The 15,582-nt window shown below is 40.6% G+C and carries 18 protein-coding genes, 1 tRNA gene and 1 pseudogene; 12 read left to right on the forward strand and 8 right to left on the reverse strand.

The window, feature by feature from the left end; translation table 11 throughout:
* The first annotated feature begins 73 nt into the window (after window positions 1-73).
* The 6 genes and pseudogenes from KO534_RS00005 to KO534_RS00030 form a co-directional block, all read left to right on the forward strand.
* Entirely contained in the window at window positions 74-526 is a 453-nt protein-coding gene (locus KO534_RS00005) for a nuclear transport factor 2 family protein (RefSeq protein ID WP_215925897.1), read from the forward strand.
* Between the two features lie 503 nt (window positions 527-1,029).
* A complete protein-coding gene (locus KO534_RS00010; RefSeq protein WP_215925899.1) occupies window positions 1,030-1,794 on the forward strand; it encodes a hypothetical protein in 765 nt (254 codons plus the stop codon).
* A gap of 202 nt (window positions 1,795-1,996) precedes the next feature.
* Complete coding sequence (locus KO534_RS00015) at window positions 1,997-2,389, forward strand: hypothetical protein (RefSeq protein WP_215925901.1); 393 nt, start codon at window positions 1,997-1,999, stop codon at window positions 2,387-2,389.
* Window positions 2,390-2,502: 113 nt separating this feature from the next.
* Window positions 2,503-2,928 carry a hypothetical protein gene (locus KO534_RS00020; protein ID WP_215925903.1) on the forward strand — a complete coding sequence of 142 codons (426 nt, stop codon included), beginning with the start codon at window positions 2,503-2,505 and terminating at the stop codon, window positions 2,926-2,928.
* Between the two features lie 103 nt (window positions 2,929-3,031).
* Window positions 3,032-3,457 (forward strand): hypothetical protein, encoded by a 426-nt coding sequence (locus KO534_RS00025; protein ID WP_215925905.1) that lies wholly within the window; start codon window positions 3,032-3,034, stop codon window positions 3,455-3,457.
* 283 nt (window positions 3,458-3,740) lie between these two features.
* Window positions 3,741-4,058, forward strand: a pseudogene (locus tag KO534_RS00030) (transposase); the annotation flags it as partial.
* A gap of 141 nt (window positions 4,059-4,199) precedes the next feature.
* Here the strand turns inward: KO534_RS00030 and KO534_RS00035 are convergent.
* The 6 genes from KO534_RS00035 to KO534_RS00060 form a co-directional block, all read right to left on the reverse strand.
* On the reverse strand, window positions 4,200-4,817 hold the full coding sequence (locus KO534_RS00035) for a hypothetical protein (protein ID WP_215925907.1): 618 nt from the start codon (window positions 4,815-4,817) through the stop codon (window positions 4,200-4,202).
* 294 nt (window positions 4,818-5,111) lie between these two features.
* Window positions 5,112-5,450 carry a TusE/DsrC/DsvC family sulfur relay protein gene (locus tag KO534_RS00040; protein WP_215925909.1) on the reverse strand — a complete coding sequence of 113 codons (339 nt, stop codon included), beginning with the start codon at window positions 5,448-5,450 and terminating at the stop codon, window positions 5,112-5,114.
* Between the two features lie 5 nt (window positions 5,451-5,455).
* The gene (gene tusB / locus KO534_RS00045) at window positions 5,456-5,740 is read right to left on the reverse strand and encodes a sulfurtransferase complex subunit TusB (protein ID WP_215925911.1); all 285 of its coding nucleotides are present in this window, start codon (window positions 5,738-5,740) and stop codon (window positions 5,456-5,458) included.
* Complete coding sequence (tusC, locus tag KO534_RS00050; protein ID WP_215925913.1) at window positions 5,740-6,105, reverse strand: sulfurtransferase complex subunit TusC; 366 nt, start codon at window positions 6,103-6,105, stop codon at window positions 5,740-5,742. Before tusC ends, tusB begins: the two co-directional genes overlap by 1 nt.
* Complete coding sequence (gene tusD / locus KO534_RS00055) at window positions 6,102-6,491, reverse strand: sulfurtransferase complex subunit TusD (protein ID WP_215925915.1); 390 nt, start codon at window positions 6,489-6,491, stop codon at window positions 6,102-6,104. Before tusD ends, tusC begins: the two co-directional genes overlap by 4 nt.
* Before the next feature lie 84 nt (window positions 6,492-6,575).
* Window positions 6,576-7,244, reverse strand: a complete 669-nt coding sequence (locus tag KO534_RS00060) for a Bax inhibitor-1/YccA family protein (RefSeq protein ID WP_215925917.1) — start codon at window positions 7,242-7,244, stop codon at window positions 6,576-6,578.
* A 270-nt stretch (window positions 7,245-7,514) separates the two neighbouring features.
* Between KO534_RS00060 and KO534_RS00065 the strand changes: the two genes are divergently transcribed.
* The 6 genes from KO534_RS00065 (at window position 7,515) to KO534_RS00090 (ending at window position 13,411) form a co-directional block, all read left to right on the forward strand.
* Window positions 7,515-7,606 (forward strand) — tRNA-Ser (locus KO534_RS00065).
* Window positions 7,607-7,994: 388 nt separating this feature from the next.
* Window positions 7,995-8,687 (forward strand): M15 family metallopeptidase, encoded by a 693-nt coding sequence (locus tag KO534_RS00070; RefSeq protein WP_215925919.1) that lies wholly within the window; start codon window positions 7,995-7,997, stop codon window positions 8,685-8,687.
* A complete protein-coding gene (locus KO534_RS00075; RefSeq protein WP_215926024.1) occupies window positions 8,662-10,032 on the forward strand; it encodes a hypothetical protein in 1,371 nt (456 codons plus the stop codon). Before KO534_RS00070 ends, KO534_RS00075 begins: the two co-directional genes overlap by 26 nt.
* A gap of 96 nt (window positions 10,033-10,128) precedes the next feature.
* The gene (locus KO534_RS00080; protein WP_215925921.1) at window positions 10,129-11,520 is read left to right on the forward strand and encodes an NlpC/P60 family protein; all 1,392 of its coding nucleotides are present in this window, start codon (window positions 10,129-10,131) and stop codon (window positions 11,518-11,520) included.
* Between the two features lie 14 nt (window positions 11,521-11,534).
* Complete coding sequence (locus tag KO534_RS00085) at window positions 11,535-12,644, forward strand: dipeptide epimerase (protein ID WP_215925924.1); 1,110 nt, start codon at window positions 11,535-11,537, stop codon at window positions 12,642-12,644.
* A complete protein-coding gene (locus KO534_RS00090) occupies window positions 12,641-13,411 on the forward strand; it encodes a L,D-transpeptidase family protein (protein WP_252731834.1) in 771 nt (256 codons plus the stop codon). Before KO534_RS00085 ends, KO534_RS00090 begins: the two co-directional genes overlap by 4 nt.
* On the opposite strand, the gene KO534_RS00095 is transcribed toward KO534_RS00090, so the two are convergent.
* Both KO534_RS00095 and KO534_RS00100 read right to left on the reverse strand, forming a co-directional pair.
* Entirely contained in the window at window positions 13,408-14,259 is an 852-nt protein-coding gene (locus KO534_RS00095) for a MurR/RpiR family transcriptional regulator (RefSeq protein ID WP_215925928.1), read from the reverse strand. The genes KO534_RS00090 and KO534_RS00095 overlap by 4 nt on opposite strands.
* Window positions 14,260-14,367: 108 nt before the next feature.
* Window positions 14,368-15,567 carry an acyltransferase family protein gene (locus tag KO534_RS00100; protein ID WP_215925930.1) on the reverse strand — a complete coding sequence of 400 codons (1,200 nt, stop codon included), beginning with the start codon at window positions 15,565-15,567 and terminating at the stop codon, window positions 14,368-14,370.
* Between the last annotated feature and the right edge of the window lie 15 nt (window positions 15,568-15,582).

Genomic DNA, 15,582 nt, shown 5'->3' on the forward strand with positions numbered 1-15,582 from the left:
CCTGTGCTTTGAGGCGTTACGTGACTCTGTAATTATGGGTTATACCTAAACTTTACAAAAAAAAGGAAAAGATATGAAATTATTGACTCTTATAACCGTGGTGCTTTCTTTTTGTCTGAATGGAGCAATTGCAGCGACCTTAACTGATGAAGAATATGCTAAAGCTGAAAAATATATAATTGAATGTGCAACTGATTGGGCAAACACAGTTGTAACCGGGGATAAGTCTCAACGTAAAATTTATTTTGCTGAAGACTTTACGGGTACTGAACCGAACGGAGATAGATATGGAAAAAAGGATAGAATAAATGAAACTGGTCCATCTAAAGTCTATGTTTCAAATAATATAAACAATATCAAAGTTTCATTCTATGGCGAAACAGCTGTCGCTCACGGCGATGAAACATGGGTGAAAAAAGATGGGTCTACCGGCCGCTGGGTTTGGACAGATGTTTGGGTTAGACGAAATGGAAGCTGGCAAATGATAGCCGCACAAGATGCCGATGCTCCTGTTAGTAATAATTAATTTCTTAGAAAACTATTTACAAGACGCAGTGAAGGAGTCACGTAACAAGTTTATCAACGAACGCACTTGGTGCTGGACGGCCTGCTGCGCAGTCCGCCCGTTATAAAGGCTTTAGCATGCCAATGTGTATTTTCAGTTGGCTACCTGCAAGTGGTGTGCAAAGCCGTTAGCTTTTTTAGTTGGTCACGGTCGGTAAAAAAGGTTCACGTAACTGGTAAGTTCTGGCAATATAAATCATCAATTACTGGCAAAGTTAAGGCAACGGACAATGCAGCATCCACATTTACACAAGGTAGTAACAGTTTGTTAGGCCATCAATCAATTCAAACAGCAGCACGCAATGCGGCTGCTAACAAACAAATTAGGGCCGACGCGCAAACAGCGCGCGCCGCATATTCGAAGCGTTAGGCATGCATATTGCCATCTGCTAGGGTTAGACTCCTAGCGACCCAAAGTAGCCGTTCTAAACCCGTTGAACGCCAAATGAATAGGACTCCGAAACCATGTTACTTCGCCGACTTACCCTGCACGTCAAAGTTCAAAATTGGTTTGCCGTCGGCATCGATTTCGTAATCGTTGTCGTTGGCGTATTTATAGGTATTCAGGTAGCAAATTGGAATGACTCTAGAGCATTCAAGGCGCGAGAGCTTGAATTGCTCGTAGAGCTCAAGTCAGAGATCGAGGATGCAATTCAGCTTTCTAACAACAGAGGGCACGGCTATGCGCAAGCCGCAGCAGCCGGCAAGCGAACGCTGTTATTTCTCGCCAGCGACACTCCATGTGATAGTGACTGTTGGCCAGTCCTCGTCGATTTTATGCATGCGTCGCAATGGCAGGGTATGAGCATCCCAAGAACGACTTATGATGAAATGCGCCGTCTCGGACTTCCTAGTGCAAGGTCAATTGTTGAGGCAGTAGAGGCTTTTTACGCACAGAATCAACAAATTGTGCAAGCTATGATTGATAAGCCCGCATACCGGTCCCTTGTGCGCCAGATGATTCCGGTTGAAGCTCAGGAGTCCTACTGGACGAATTGCCATCAATTGATTGACGGGTACGAATCGTATGCGTTGGATTGCCCAAGAGGTGTTTCCGATGACGTAGCGAAAAGCGCAGTCACAACAATAATCAATCATCCGCAAATCCAGCTGTCTCTTACAGAATGGGCTGGCGATGTTACGGCAGTTCCGGGCGACCTCGATGCACAGGTTCGAGCGGGAGAGCGAGCGATGGCTGCCATTGACAATGTATTAGTAGCGCACAACTAAAACCGCTTACACCAAAAATAAGTGACGGCTGATGCCCGCAAGCGTTTGAAATACTTTTGGATAGAGATTCGTATAGTGGAGCGTATAAATGCCTAACAAAAAGATGCAGCTGACAATTGCAAAAGGCAGTCGTTTGGCTACGCCAAGCCTCGCGTCTTTTGCAATTGCAGCTGATCTTTAGCGTTAGGCATACCGATTACTTATGAGAAATTTGATAGTTTTTTTATTAGGCATGCTGACTGCATTTCTTTTTATATGGTCGTCTAATACATCTAGTCCTACAAGTTATACGATTAGAATTTTAGACAATAGTAAGTGCGAAGAACCTCAATATATTATTGAAACTAAGCATCAATCAATTTCGGTTCAAAATGAACAAATCGACTACGATGGTGCCGTCGCTCCTAATGGTGCAGAAGCTTATATTTATGTTCGTCCTCCATATGAAGAACCGGGCGATTTCACTTATAAAGTTGTAGCCAAATATTCAAACTGCGCCGCAATTCAATCTGAATTGCGTACGGTGAAGTTAGGCTGGCTTCTTTATGAGTTTATTGATAAAAATGAAATAAAACATACAGTTCGTGCTGGGTAATGCCTGACAAGTTGCCTAAATTCGCCGCAAAAAACGCGGCTGGGACAAATACTCACTGGGCTTCGCCCAAAAACGTTCGCATTTGCCCTTTGGCAAAGCGTTATGTGACTTAGATGATTAATACTCGTACTATTCTTAAATATACGTTGATAGCTTTATTACTAGGAGCTCTTTGGTTCTCGTTTTTAGCTGTAGCTTACTTCAACAACGTTTTATTACCTTGGCATCGCCAAGAAGCTATAGAAACCGCGCTTAACTGGTCAAGAACAGCTGATTTACCTACCGATACTGATATTGTAAGAATAGATGTTACTGGGGGCTTTTTTAGTCGAGGCTTCGAGCTTGAATTCAGTAATACTAACGATGCTATTAAAAAATGGATAACTTTATCGCTACCCTCGGTAAATTCAGCACAAATAGTCGAAAATAATGGAGTTACTACATATGAATTACACCCTGAAAAGGATGGCGCTCAATATGCTAAAATCCAAATTGATTGGCAGACTTCAATTGTGTTTATAAAAGTTTATTGGTCGTAATATGTCACATAACAAAAAGCTCAAAACAGAAAACCACTCGCTGGGCTTCGCCCAAAGCGCTCGCGTTTTCTGTTTAGCTTAAGCGTTATACGGCGAGACAAACATGCAGCGCTATAAAGTAAAAATTAAGTTAGCTGACCACGGGGATTCAAAGTTTGAATTTTTAGGGACTTGGATAGGCTTTGCTGGTTTGATTTTAGTTATTGCTGCCGTAACTGTTTATGCCTACGCCAAAGGTGCTTTTGCTGATACTGTTCCAGTCATTGGAATAGCTTTTGGAATCTACTGGTTTGCAACTCAGATAAATTTTTTAATTTATCTTTTTTGTTTAGTTGCATTTACTTCAGCGTGTGTTTTTTTAGCTAAAGCAGTCTTTACAAACATTGAGTGCGGCGAAGCAACTAGAACAATTCAATACAGTTATTGTTTCGAGGATGTTGCTTATCCTTGGCTAGCGTTTAGCTATCTAACTAGCTTATTTATTGTAAGTTTGTATTTTAGCATTGGCTACTTTAAACGTGCCGTATAACAAGCCAAGTCATCGGAAAACCACTCACTGGCTGCGCCAAAGCGTTCGTGTTTTCCGCTGCTTGGGGTGTTATACATGCAGGTGAACTTCATGAAGCGATTCATACTAGGTTTGATTTTTTGTTTACCGATTTATTCTTTTGCAAATGTACTTGAATTGGAATTACAAATAAACACAATAACACAAATAAAAAACACAAATAAGACACCCATTCTAAAAAACAACAAAAACAGCCTACATGAACTAAACTTTAAGGCACTCAAACAACCACGGATGGTCTGTTATGCCTCAGCCACGTAAAAACCAAATCAGTTTAATCGATACCCCTTATTACCATTGTGTTTCTCGTTGTGTTCGTCGTTCTTTTTTGTGTGGTGAGGATAAATTTACGGGGCGGAGTTATGAGCATCGCCGAGGGTGGGTAGAAGAGCGTTTGTTGTTTTTGTCTTCGGTGTTTTCAATTGATATATGTGCGTATGCAGTGATGAGTAATCATACTCATGTGGTGCTGTGTGTGGATAAAGACTCAGCTGAAAGTTGGTCTACAGAAGAGGTTATAAGACGTTGGCACCAACTGTATCAAGGCACGCTATTGACTCAAACGGCTAAATTATCGTGACTGTCCAGTTAGGGCTATTATGTCTTAACTGGGGTGGTCGTATCTATTCAACCACGTTACAAGTCAAAAACCATTATGGTTGATGGCTCGAAGTGTTCCTTTCGTTTTCGGGTTATTTTAGAATTACTTGATGGTTACCTTGCGGCGTGAATCATGAATGATCCATTGTTTGATATCTCGTTCAGCCTTCACTCTAAAAGGGTCGATCAAGACAATTAATTCAACATGGTAGAGTTTACCTTTATACATCCCAATTATTTCAATATGGTGAATTTCATCACCATCTCTTACTCTCGCTGGCTGTGAATAATTAGGGGCAAAGGACAATGCGGTACTGAAACCTGTATAGACCAAACCGGCAACGCCTACGCCCACTACTCCCATCGCTAGTCCTAGTAAGGTAGTAAGAATTGGATTACTTTCACCGCCGCCCGCCAATTCCTGATTGATAGATTTACGAAAAGTTTCGTTTTTATAATTCTTTCCAAAGGTGATAAGCTTGCGCCGAACGAAATTCACCTTAGTAAAGTCCACATTTTTTTCGAGTACATGCATGTGATCAGCAGATCCCCAGCTATAGGTTCCACTTCTTTTTTGATCAATCAATTGAAATCGTTCTTTGTTTACCATTAATCCGTTTATTATTCCTGAATCAAGCTTTCTATCCATACGCTTAGGCAAGGCTGGCAGCCCTCTTCGGAAAAAATTAACAATTGTATCCAATTCTACTTTCGCATCCATATTACGACTCTTTTCTTAAAAGTTTCCAGACCTTGAAATCAGAAAACAGACTATAAAATAACTAATGGTATTCATTATCACTTTTCTTGAACATACTAGTTGGAATTCCAATACTGAACATGAGAATTACCTAACGATTAGCTAATTATTGTGTATGGAAGGCTTATACAAGGGGTAAAAGTTGAAAAGGAGCTTAATAAATTAATTTGAAATATTGAATTAAGAAAATTCCTCTCTAATCTTCTTTTTTTAGCTTGAGTATCTCATTTTTGGCCGCTGTTATTTGTTTGTCGATTACAAACATTTAGCAGGTTTAGGTAAACCCGCTATTTTTGTGGCTTGTTTAGCAGGCCCTTTAGGAAATAACTTAAACAAATAACGGCTGTTGCCTTTCTCTGGACCAAATTCATTGGCCATAGCTTTGACTAATGCTCGCATCGCTGGGCTGGTATTAAATTCAAGGTAAAATTGGCGCACAAACTTGACTACTTCCCAGTGGTTATCAGTTAGCTGAATATTTTCAGTTTGCGCCAGAGTAGGGGCCATGTCTGTTTGCCAATCTTCCACATTTAACAAATATCCGGCTTTGTCGGTGGCAATATTTTTGCCTGAAAATTCGAAGTGATATTCCATTGTTTTTACCAGCTTATTACTTTTTCATATTTCAAACACAATTCCACAAACTGTTCGTAGTTGATGAGTTGAATGGTACTAGGCTCTATTTCAATACCGCGGGCTTCAGCATCTTCTTTAAGCACAAATACCGCTTCTAGTTGTTGTAACTTTGTACTTAATTCTTTATCCATCAAACCATAAACCGCGTCTTGGGTCAGTAGTAGACCATCAGTCGCATGAATTCTTTGTAGGCAGTGATCTAATGCTCGATGACTAAAAGGGCTAGAGGCTACTTTATGTAGGATCATTAAAAACACATCACTTGTTGTTGTGAAGCTAATAGCTCAGGTAATTCGGTAGTTTCAATCAATGTTGTAGTAATACACAATTGAGAGCTATCGATACCGCGTTGTGCCAAGCTTTGCTTACACACGTAGATATTCTCGATATCGTAAAATTCTAGAGCTTTAAAGGTTTTGTGATATGCCTTAGCGTCAATTGCTGTTGGTCGCTGCGTATCCAATAACTGCAGCACCCCGTCTTCAATAAAAAATAAACTTACTTCTTGAGCGAAATTACTCATGGCTAAAGCCATATCTAGGCTTTCTTGACCATTTGAGCTCCCGTACGGCGCCGATTTGTTAACGATGGCTATCTTATTAGTCTGGCTCAAAATTGAATCAACCGATCACTGTTGTTAATCAAATTGGCTAAGTCACCCAAACCCACTGATTCAAAAGGGGCGCTTAAACTAAAATGTGGATTGTCAGCATCGCGGGCATCCTCAGTTGACGTGATGCCTCTTTTACTTGCTGCACTGACACAAACCATTAAAGGCACCTGGTATTGCTGTGACAGTGTTTTCCAAGCGTTAAATAAGTCAAATTCATCTGAAGGGGTAATCTGTAAATTTGACCCATTGATAGTACCGCTTTGATAAAAAAATATTCCGTTAACTTTATGTTTTGATTGCACAGCGGCATTCGCAAAACGATAGGCGCTATAGGCGTTTTGTTGAGAAAAAGGAGCGGATGTAACTAATAAAGTAAAAGATGACATAGTGCGGCAATGTATCATAAAAATGATTGATAAAAAAACGCCCCAGCAAAGCTGAGGCGCATCAAAACTCAATTCATAAGTGAATTAATCATCTCCACCAAAAGCACCTAGTAGGTGTAAGATAGAGGTGAATAAGTTGTAGATATTCAAGTACATAGAAACTGTAGCGCGGATATAGTTAGTTTCGCCACCGTTAATAATACGGCTAGTATCATACAAGATAAAGCCAGACATAATAAATACTATGGCAGCACTTACCGCTAAGCTTAGTGCTGGAATACCTAAAAATATGTTAGCAATTGAAGCCACGACAGCCACAATTAAACCAACTAATAAGAAACCACCCATAAAGGAGAAATCTTTCTTAGTGGTGAGTACGTAACCCGATAAACCAAAAAATACTAATGCAGTGGTACCAAAGGCTTGCATAATTAAACTCGCCCCACCTGCAAAGCCGGCGTAGTAGTTTAACATTGGACCTAAGGAAGCACCCAATAAACCAGTAAACACAAACACAAATACAATACCCATTGAGCTTTGTGCTGCTTTATTGAGGAAAAATATCATCACTAAGGCACCAATACTCATCATCATGGCTGCGCCTTGGCCCAGTCCAATTGACATGGCAATACCGGCACAAATTGCGCTGAACGTTAATGTCATCGCCAATAACATGTACGTATTTCTAAGTACTTTATTGGTTTGTAATGCAGACGCTTGACCGGCACTACTATAGATAGTTCTTTGTTCCATTGTCATCTCCAAAAGATAAGTTAAAACTAATTGTTTATTTATAGTGTCTTTGTATGGTGTTTGGTTCACTTTTTCAAGTAATACCGTATTTAATTATTATTCTAATACGTAACTTGATGTAAATGCGCGCAATACGTTCAAACAATAATCAAACAGAACAATTTGTTAAATTAGGGCTTTACAAGCCTTTAAAACGTCACTAATATTCGCATCCTCAATTCGGGGAGGCAAACAAGCATTGCTTAGCCACCAAGTTTTGTAGAACAATTAGGATAGCTGGCAGAGCTCGGTTTAATGCACCTGACTTGAAATCAGACGTAGGGTCAAACCTACCGGGGGTTCGAATCCCTCGCTATCCGCCATATTACAAGAAACCCGCACTTGTTGCGGGTTTTTTATTGCCTGATCGTTTATTGCTATCTATCAAACGGCAGTAAACACAATCTTATTGCCGTTTTCATGCTGTTTATCTCACCATTTTTGAATGTCAGATTTCCTCAACATAAATTTATCAACACTCACGATAGAGTTATTGGGCTTGAAGTACGCTGATTTCTAGGTGTGATAAATATAACCATTACAGTTCATTAACGAATACTGACTGCCGTTTATGGTTTATTGTGATAACTGTGGCGAGTATTTTGATTGTTTCTCTGATATTGTAATATACAATTCCAAATATTCGTTTTTTATGGAATTATATATTTTATAGCGAGTGTATTTTTAACGGGTCAATATTTGGATGAAACTATGAATAAAATAATTCCTTTATTACTGTTGGTTTCGGTTTCGGTTTCTGTTTATAGCAAAACTAAGCTTCCAGAGCAGTTTGTGGTGTTAAACGATTATTTGCCCACTGCGAACTACGATATTCGTTATGCAACCAACAACAATTTTGTAGGCTTGCCCGTAACGGGGTACAAAGCGCCGTTATGTATTATTGAACGTCGGGCGGCTAAAGCTTTAAGCGTTGTGAATAGCCAATTACTCAAAGACAAGATGCGTCTTAAAATTTTTGACTGTTATCGTCCAGAAAAGGCCGTAGACCATTTTATGAGATGGGTGGATGATAAAAATGATCAAACAACCAAACAAGATTATTACCCCAATTTAAAAAAACTAGATCTAAAAGGCGGATATATAGCAGAGCGTTCAGGTCATAGTCGTGGCTTTACAGCGGATTTAACAATTGAAGTGTTGAATGAATCTGGCGAATACTCCGAGATGGATATGGGCGCGCCTTTCGATTTTTTTGACTCTATATCCAATACCCATTCAGATTTAATCACCAAGACCCAATTAGAAAACCGACTAGTGTTAAAGCAGATTATGCTAGAAAACGGTTTCAACGATTATCCGATGGAGTGGTGGCACTTTACCCATAAATCAGATCCACAGACAGACTATTGGAACTTCGATGTTCAGCCATACCCCGCTAAGTAACAACCCAAACTGCGTGCATAAAATGCGAATGCTAAGTCTAAGACTTACGGCTTTATTATTCGGATTGCAGCTAAATGTAAGTGCCGCATCTGAAATCGAAACCACATTACACAATGTAGCTGTGCAAAGCTTCTATACCAATGTTATGAGCGCTGAGCCAGCTATGCCTGCAGATTTGAATGACCCATACATTAGTTGTGCAGTAGGCAAAGGTATACATGGAGCAGAGTATAAAACCGCGCAGCAAGTCAACTACAACAGCGATCATTGGCAACAAAGAATTGCTGCAGATTGGCAATATTTTAAGGCGCCGAAATCTTTCGGAAGAGTCTTGGCTATTGATTTTGCGAAAAAACAAAACACTGCTTTAGGTTTTCGATATCTAGCCAATGCCAACACTTATGACGAATTATACGAGCCTTGGAGTTCGTCAAAAATTCAGGCATTTACTGCCGCTATATCAAAAATGCGCACATTGGGTATAGGCGCAAATAGTTATGCGGGTGATGTGCATTTAGCAGATTTGATTACCAGTATTAATAGTTACGAGTCTTTTGGTAAAGCCGATGGTGATTCTAATGCCATTGCTACCTATTTTTTGAATGTGATTGGTCGAGATGAAGCAACCGCTCTTTTTCATGATAAATGGTTGAAACTTAACAATAAGAATATTCGATTTCGTGGTGCTTACGGAACCAAAGCTTTTTCACCTTCTAAACCTTTTTGGCGTGACCTAGACGTGAATAAAAAAATGGAAGTGTCAGCATTCGCTAAAAGCAGTGATGATCCTGGTTATCAAAGTTATCGTTGTGATTCTTGTGGATTAACCGGCAATAAACCCATGACAACCTTGTCTCAAGCCGAATGGTTAAAACGACTCGCAAGCCACGAGCGAGTAGCACAAACTCGATTGCCCAACTTAATAGCTAAAGATGTAGAAGTATTATTTTATGGCTCGGGTCATAGTGACAACCGCCATCAGGTAGGGGGAATGTTACAAGGCATCAGTCGAATGTTACTTGATGCCATCGCTAAGACCATTGCCAATGAGAACGCCAATGAGAACGTACATAATAGTAAATTAGTGCTCGACGAGGCGACAAACGGGCAGTGGCGAATTTGGCAAAAAATAGGGTGGGGGCCCAGCGAAACGCGGGGCACTGGTGAAAACGTGGTCTTAGCCCATGTTTGTTTGCCTGGCTATCAAGGTGGCCGCGAGTTTACTATTTCGGCGCAAACATCCTACCCAGGTAATACACAAAAAAGCGTGTTTTACGCAGGCCTTAAGATGCAACTGTTGCTAGATGAGTCTGTGGCACAATTACTTAACCTACAACCTCACTAATATTTTTATTGGCTAGTGCGGTGGTTAGTACCAAGACCAAATGTTGAAATGGATGAGTTTGGGAAGATTAAAGAATGAATACTAGAGGAAAATTGAATGAGGTATATTTTAGTGAGTCTATTGGCGCTGAGCAGCTTGTTTGTGTGTGCTAAAGAATCAGCAACATGGCATTCAGATGTGATTGGAGTTGAATATGCTCATATGTCACCTGCGCACTGGCTTAATAAACTTAAAACACCTAACAAAGTGTTAATGCAGCCAAATGAAATTGCTCAGTTTAATAAGCAGCTTATAGAAACTAACCCTCATGTTGTTGACCCTCTGAGTACCCCAAAACAGTTAAGTCAAAAAGCGCTGCTTAAGAAGATTGAAGCCACCAGTAAGGTCCCCACCAGTGCTAGATTTTATGCTGACGGCACTAAGCTAGGCTCTGAAGATTTCGAAAAATATACTGCGAACCTGAATAAAACAGTACTAAAATCAGATAATGATGTTAAGTACGCCATGGTTGTTTCGCGCGCGGTCATGCGCACCTTTCCTACCTATGACCGTGTGTTTAATCAGCAAATGGATACTGATTTAGACCGCTTTCAAGAAACCGGCGTTTTTCCAGGTGATGTGTTAGCGGTATTACATGAAAGCGCTGACAAACAGTGGTACTTGGCACAACACTATCACTATTTAGCATGGATCCCGAAAGCAGCGGTCGCTATTGGCAACAAAGCGCAAATCCTTGAATTTCGTGACGCAGAGACTTTTGTGGTGGTCACTGGGAGTAAAGTCACAACCAATTATGTACCTAACCAGCCAAAAATTTCCGAAGTGCAGTTGGATATGGGATTACGTTTACCTCTAGTCACGCTTTCAAAAAACATCAATCAAATTCATGGCCAAAACCCATACGCTTCCTATGTGGTTTCTCTCCCGGTACGAGAGGAAGACGGTAGTTTGAGCTTTAGTCAGGCGTTGATTGCGCGGCATCATGATATGCATCAAGGTTATTTACCTATGACTAGCGAAAATATCATCGCCCAAGGATTTAAGTTTTTAGGAGAGCGTTACGGTTGGGGGCATGATTACAATGCTCGAGATTGCACCGGCTTTGTGGGTGAGATATACAAAACATTTGGGTTACTGATGCCCCGTAATTCCGGTCAGCAAGGATCGGCTAAATACGGCATGAATACACGTTTTAATAAGCAGCAAAAGTCTGAAGTTAAGATGCCCGCAGTCAAAGAAATGCAGGTGGGGGATTTAATTTATATCCCGGGCCATGTAATGATTTATCTTGGAGAAGAGCAAGGTAAACCTTACGTTATTCATGATGTTAAAGGCTTAGGTTATAAGGACCCACAAGGCAATTTTTATCGTGGAACCTTAAACGGTGTTTCGGTTACTCCTTTATTACCCTTACAATTGTCTGCGAATACTAGTTATTTGGACCGTGTTTATAACATTAAACGTATTCGTCTTAGTCAAGCTAACTGATATTGAGAGCATCGATGAAAATTAGTCAAATACGTTTCGCTAAATTGGTGGTGCCGCTAATAACCCCCTTTAAAACCGCAATGCGCACAGTCAATAATATTGAAGACCTAGTCGTCATCATTGAAACCAGTTGCGGCCAAATTGGTTATGGTGCCGCGCCATCAACCCCAGTAATTACCGGGGATACTCATGGTTCAATTATATATGCAATTGAACATGTGATTAAGCCACAAATCATAGGCATGGAAGTCGAAAACTTTAACCAAATTTTATGTCGAGTTCATGGTGCTATGGTTAACAATAATAGCGCTAAAGCAGCGGTTGAAATTGCACTATACGACTTATGGGGTAAGTGGTTAGATAAACCTTTATACCAAGCCCTAGGAGGCGGAAATTCACAACTGCAGACAGACGTCACTATCAGTGTCGATGACATTGATAAAATGCTCAAGGATTGCCAGTTGGCGATTGAGCAAGGTTTCGACATTCTAAAAATTAAGATTGGCAAAGATATTCATATGGATATCGAGCGTGTTAAAGCCATTTATCAGGCCGTAGGAAATCAAGTGCAGCTTCGATTAGATGTCAATCAAGGTTGGACTGCAAAACAAACTGTTTTTGCTCTAGGGCAATTGGAACAAGCTGGCGTGCAATTAGAATTGATTGAGCAACCAGTGCATGCCAATGATATTGCGGGCATGCGTTACGTCACTCAACAGGTTTCAACACCAGTAATGGCTGATGAAAGTGCTTTTTCGCCCAAACAAGTGATTGAGCTTATTCAAACCGGGGCGGCAGATATTATTAATATTAAATTGATGAAAACTGCAGGTTTGAGTCATGCCATAAAAATTGCCGACATTGCCAGTATATATAATGTTGAATGTATGATTGGCTGTATGCTTGAAGGCAGTATTGGGGTCTCTGCAGCAGCCCATTTAGCAAGTGCTAAAGCCAATATCATCAATAAAATTGACCTTGATGGACCCGCACTAGGAAAGTTTGATCCAGTGCAAGGTGGTGTGAATTTTAATGGTGCAACCATCACTTTAGGTGAGGGGGCGGGGTTAGGCATTCAATCTATTGAGCAGTTGCAACCTTTAGTTAACGGAGTATGGGAATGATTAAGCGTACAGTAATTTTAATGGCGATTACCTTTTTGGCTGTGGCCAAGGTAGGGGCAGAAGGTAAAAAGATGTCAGAGCAAGGGGAGTTTTTGGCTAATCCACAAGTAAAGCAAGTTGTTCTAGTTGTTTCTGATGATTGGAATGCCAAGATGGCACAACTCTATCGTTTTGAGAAGCATCAGAGCAAGTGGCAAGCTATTGGCGAAACGGTGCCCGTTAATTTAGGTAGAACGGGTTTAGCTTGGGGAATTGGCTTACATCCTAAACAACAGGGCTATCACAAAAAAGAAGGGGATGGTAAAGCACCTGCTGGCATATTCCACTTTGGCACCGCCTTTGGTTATTTACCTGAGGTCGCGACGAATATGCCATATTCACAAATGCAGTCGAGTAATTATTGTATGGATGTCAACGCCTCTCCTTTATACAACCAAATAGTCGACCAAAAAGTGGTAGGCGAGTCAGCAACTAAAGGCTCAAGCGAAGCTATGCGCCGTGACCTATTTAACAACGATGATTTATATAAAAAGGGCTTAGTGATTAACCACAACCCCGATAACATATCTGGCGCTGGTAGTTGTATCTTTGTACATTTATGGCGAGGACCCGAAAGTCCAACCGCGGGGTGTACCTCAATGCAAGAAAATCAAATCGATTCATTGTTGAATTGGCTCGACCAAAGCCAACAACCGCTATACGTTGCGTTACCTAGAAATGAGTATTTAGCGAAACAAAAATCTTGGGGACTGCCTAAGTTACCTTAGGCGTCTTGATTGCGATAACCACTTACCGCTTCGTTGGTTTTTTCGAGTAACTTACGGCCTTGTCGGGAGGATTGGGTTATCGCAATAAACAAAATATCGATAACAAACTCTTGTGCAGTTCGCGCCAAAATAGATGACAAACGGTGAGATTCATCTTCAGCCACAGAATATAATTTCACATCAGCTTGGTCAGAAACAGGGGTATCGCCGTATTTAGTGACACTGATAACCTGACTTCCACTTTTCTTGGCTTGAATTACCACTTGTTCGACTTCCCGAGTTTTACCTGATTCACTGATCGCAAACACAAGATCATCTTTACCAAAAGTCGCTACGTAGGCTAATTGGGCATGACCATCAGGTTCAGCAATTGCAGACATACCCAACTTTTGAAGTTTATAGGAAAAGTCTTTACCCACTAATGCCGAACCACCTAAACCAGAAATCAAAATTCGCTTGGCGGATTTAAGCAGTTTAACGGCATTTTCGAAGGCTTCCGCTTCATTCAAGTTCTTAGTTTCTGTGAGAACTGCCATTTTACTAATCAGTAACTTTTCAGCAATTTCAGATAGGCTATCACTCAAGGTGATCTTTCCATGTAAAAGTGGCTCGCCACCTTTATCATTTAAGGCATCAATTACCGCTAATTTAAACGCTGGGTAACCTTTGTATCCCAGTTTTTGAGTAAACTTCACTACACTTGATTGACTAATACTGGCAACTCTTGCCAGTTCGCTCGAGGATAAATCACGGATCGCATTAGGCGAATTTAACGTAAAGTCGGCTAATTTAGTTTCACTGCGTGAAAGTGAACCGCGAATGGCTTTGATTTTTGTAAATGTTGACATCTTGTCCCTAAACTTAATTATTATTATATTTGTAATAAATTATTCGAAACTTTATAGCATTAAAACTCAATTTGTTTCCAGTAACTTTGAGTATTTATGGCAATTTATTTACACTTTCCAAAAAATACCCTTGCGATACATCCATAACATCACCAAATAGGAAACAATCAAAAAGCTAATAGCGAACCCAAGAGACCCATTCATGTTGCCTAATAGTGGTTGATACAGGGTGTGATAGAGCCAACCTTTTAAACTGGATTCAGCCACGGGTATCATAATTAATATTCGCGCTACTATTCCGGCAAACATAAAAAATGCGATGCTATTTGCTCCAAAAACGATAAAGGGAGCAGTCCAATTTTTAGTTTCTCGCACATCGACAATCCACATCAGTATTCCCAGTGCCACAAAGGCATATCCGCTAGAAAGTAACACGTAGCTAGACGTCCAGAGTGCTTTGTTGATAGGGAAATAAAGGCCTGTCACTTCACCGAAAACGACCAACAGCAATCCAATAGCGACTAATACCATGGATTTGAATTGTGTGGTTTTTGTAGTCAACATTAACCATTGACCTACCACTATGCCCGATAGACAAGTAGCGATCGCGGGTAGGGTACTCAAAAGCCCTTCAGGATCGAAAGCAAATGGAGTGGCTTGGCCGTAATATAAATGTTTACTTGGGAACACTGCGTTATCTAGCCATGCGCTTAGGCTATTACCGTATTCCAATAGACCTGTGTAGACGTTACCACTTGAATCAGAGTAGGGGATAAAGACTAAAGCTAGCCAATAGCCAATTAAAATTCCTATAAAAGCCAATACACGGGCAAGGGTATCGCAATACAACGCCAGTATTACACAGATAAAATAAACCAATCCAATGCGCTGCAATACTCCCATAAATCGCATTGAGCTTAATCGTTGCTCAAACCAATGGTAATCTGGCTGGGTAAAATTGTAGTAAAACAACGCCAGAAACCATCCCAAAAGAATCAGTTTTATCATCCTAATGGCAGCATGTTTAATTATATGCGACTTTGCTGTACCACTAGTTAGTTGACGACTGATTGAGATATGAATCGAAATTCCCACAATAAATACAAAAAACGGAAAGATCAGGTCGGTTAGGGTCCAGCCATGCCAATTTGCGTGTTTTAAGGGGCTATAAATATGCGACCAACTACCAGGATTATTCACTAAAATCATGGCTGTAATAGTGATCCCCCGCAGTGCGTCAATGGCTAACAAACGGTGCTTGGGGAGCTGACTAATTATACTCTCACAGTGTTGTACAATAGCGCGCATATTTATTCCTTAGTT

It is taken from the genome of Paraglaciecola arctica (assembly GCF_018861065.1).
GTDB classification, from domain to species: Bacteria; Pseudomonadota; Gammaproteobacteria; order Enterobacterales; family Alteromonadaceae; genus Paraglaciecola; species Paraglaciecola arctica_B.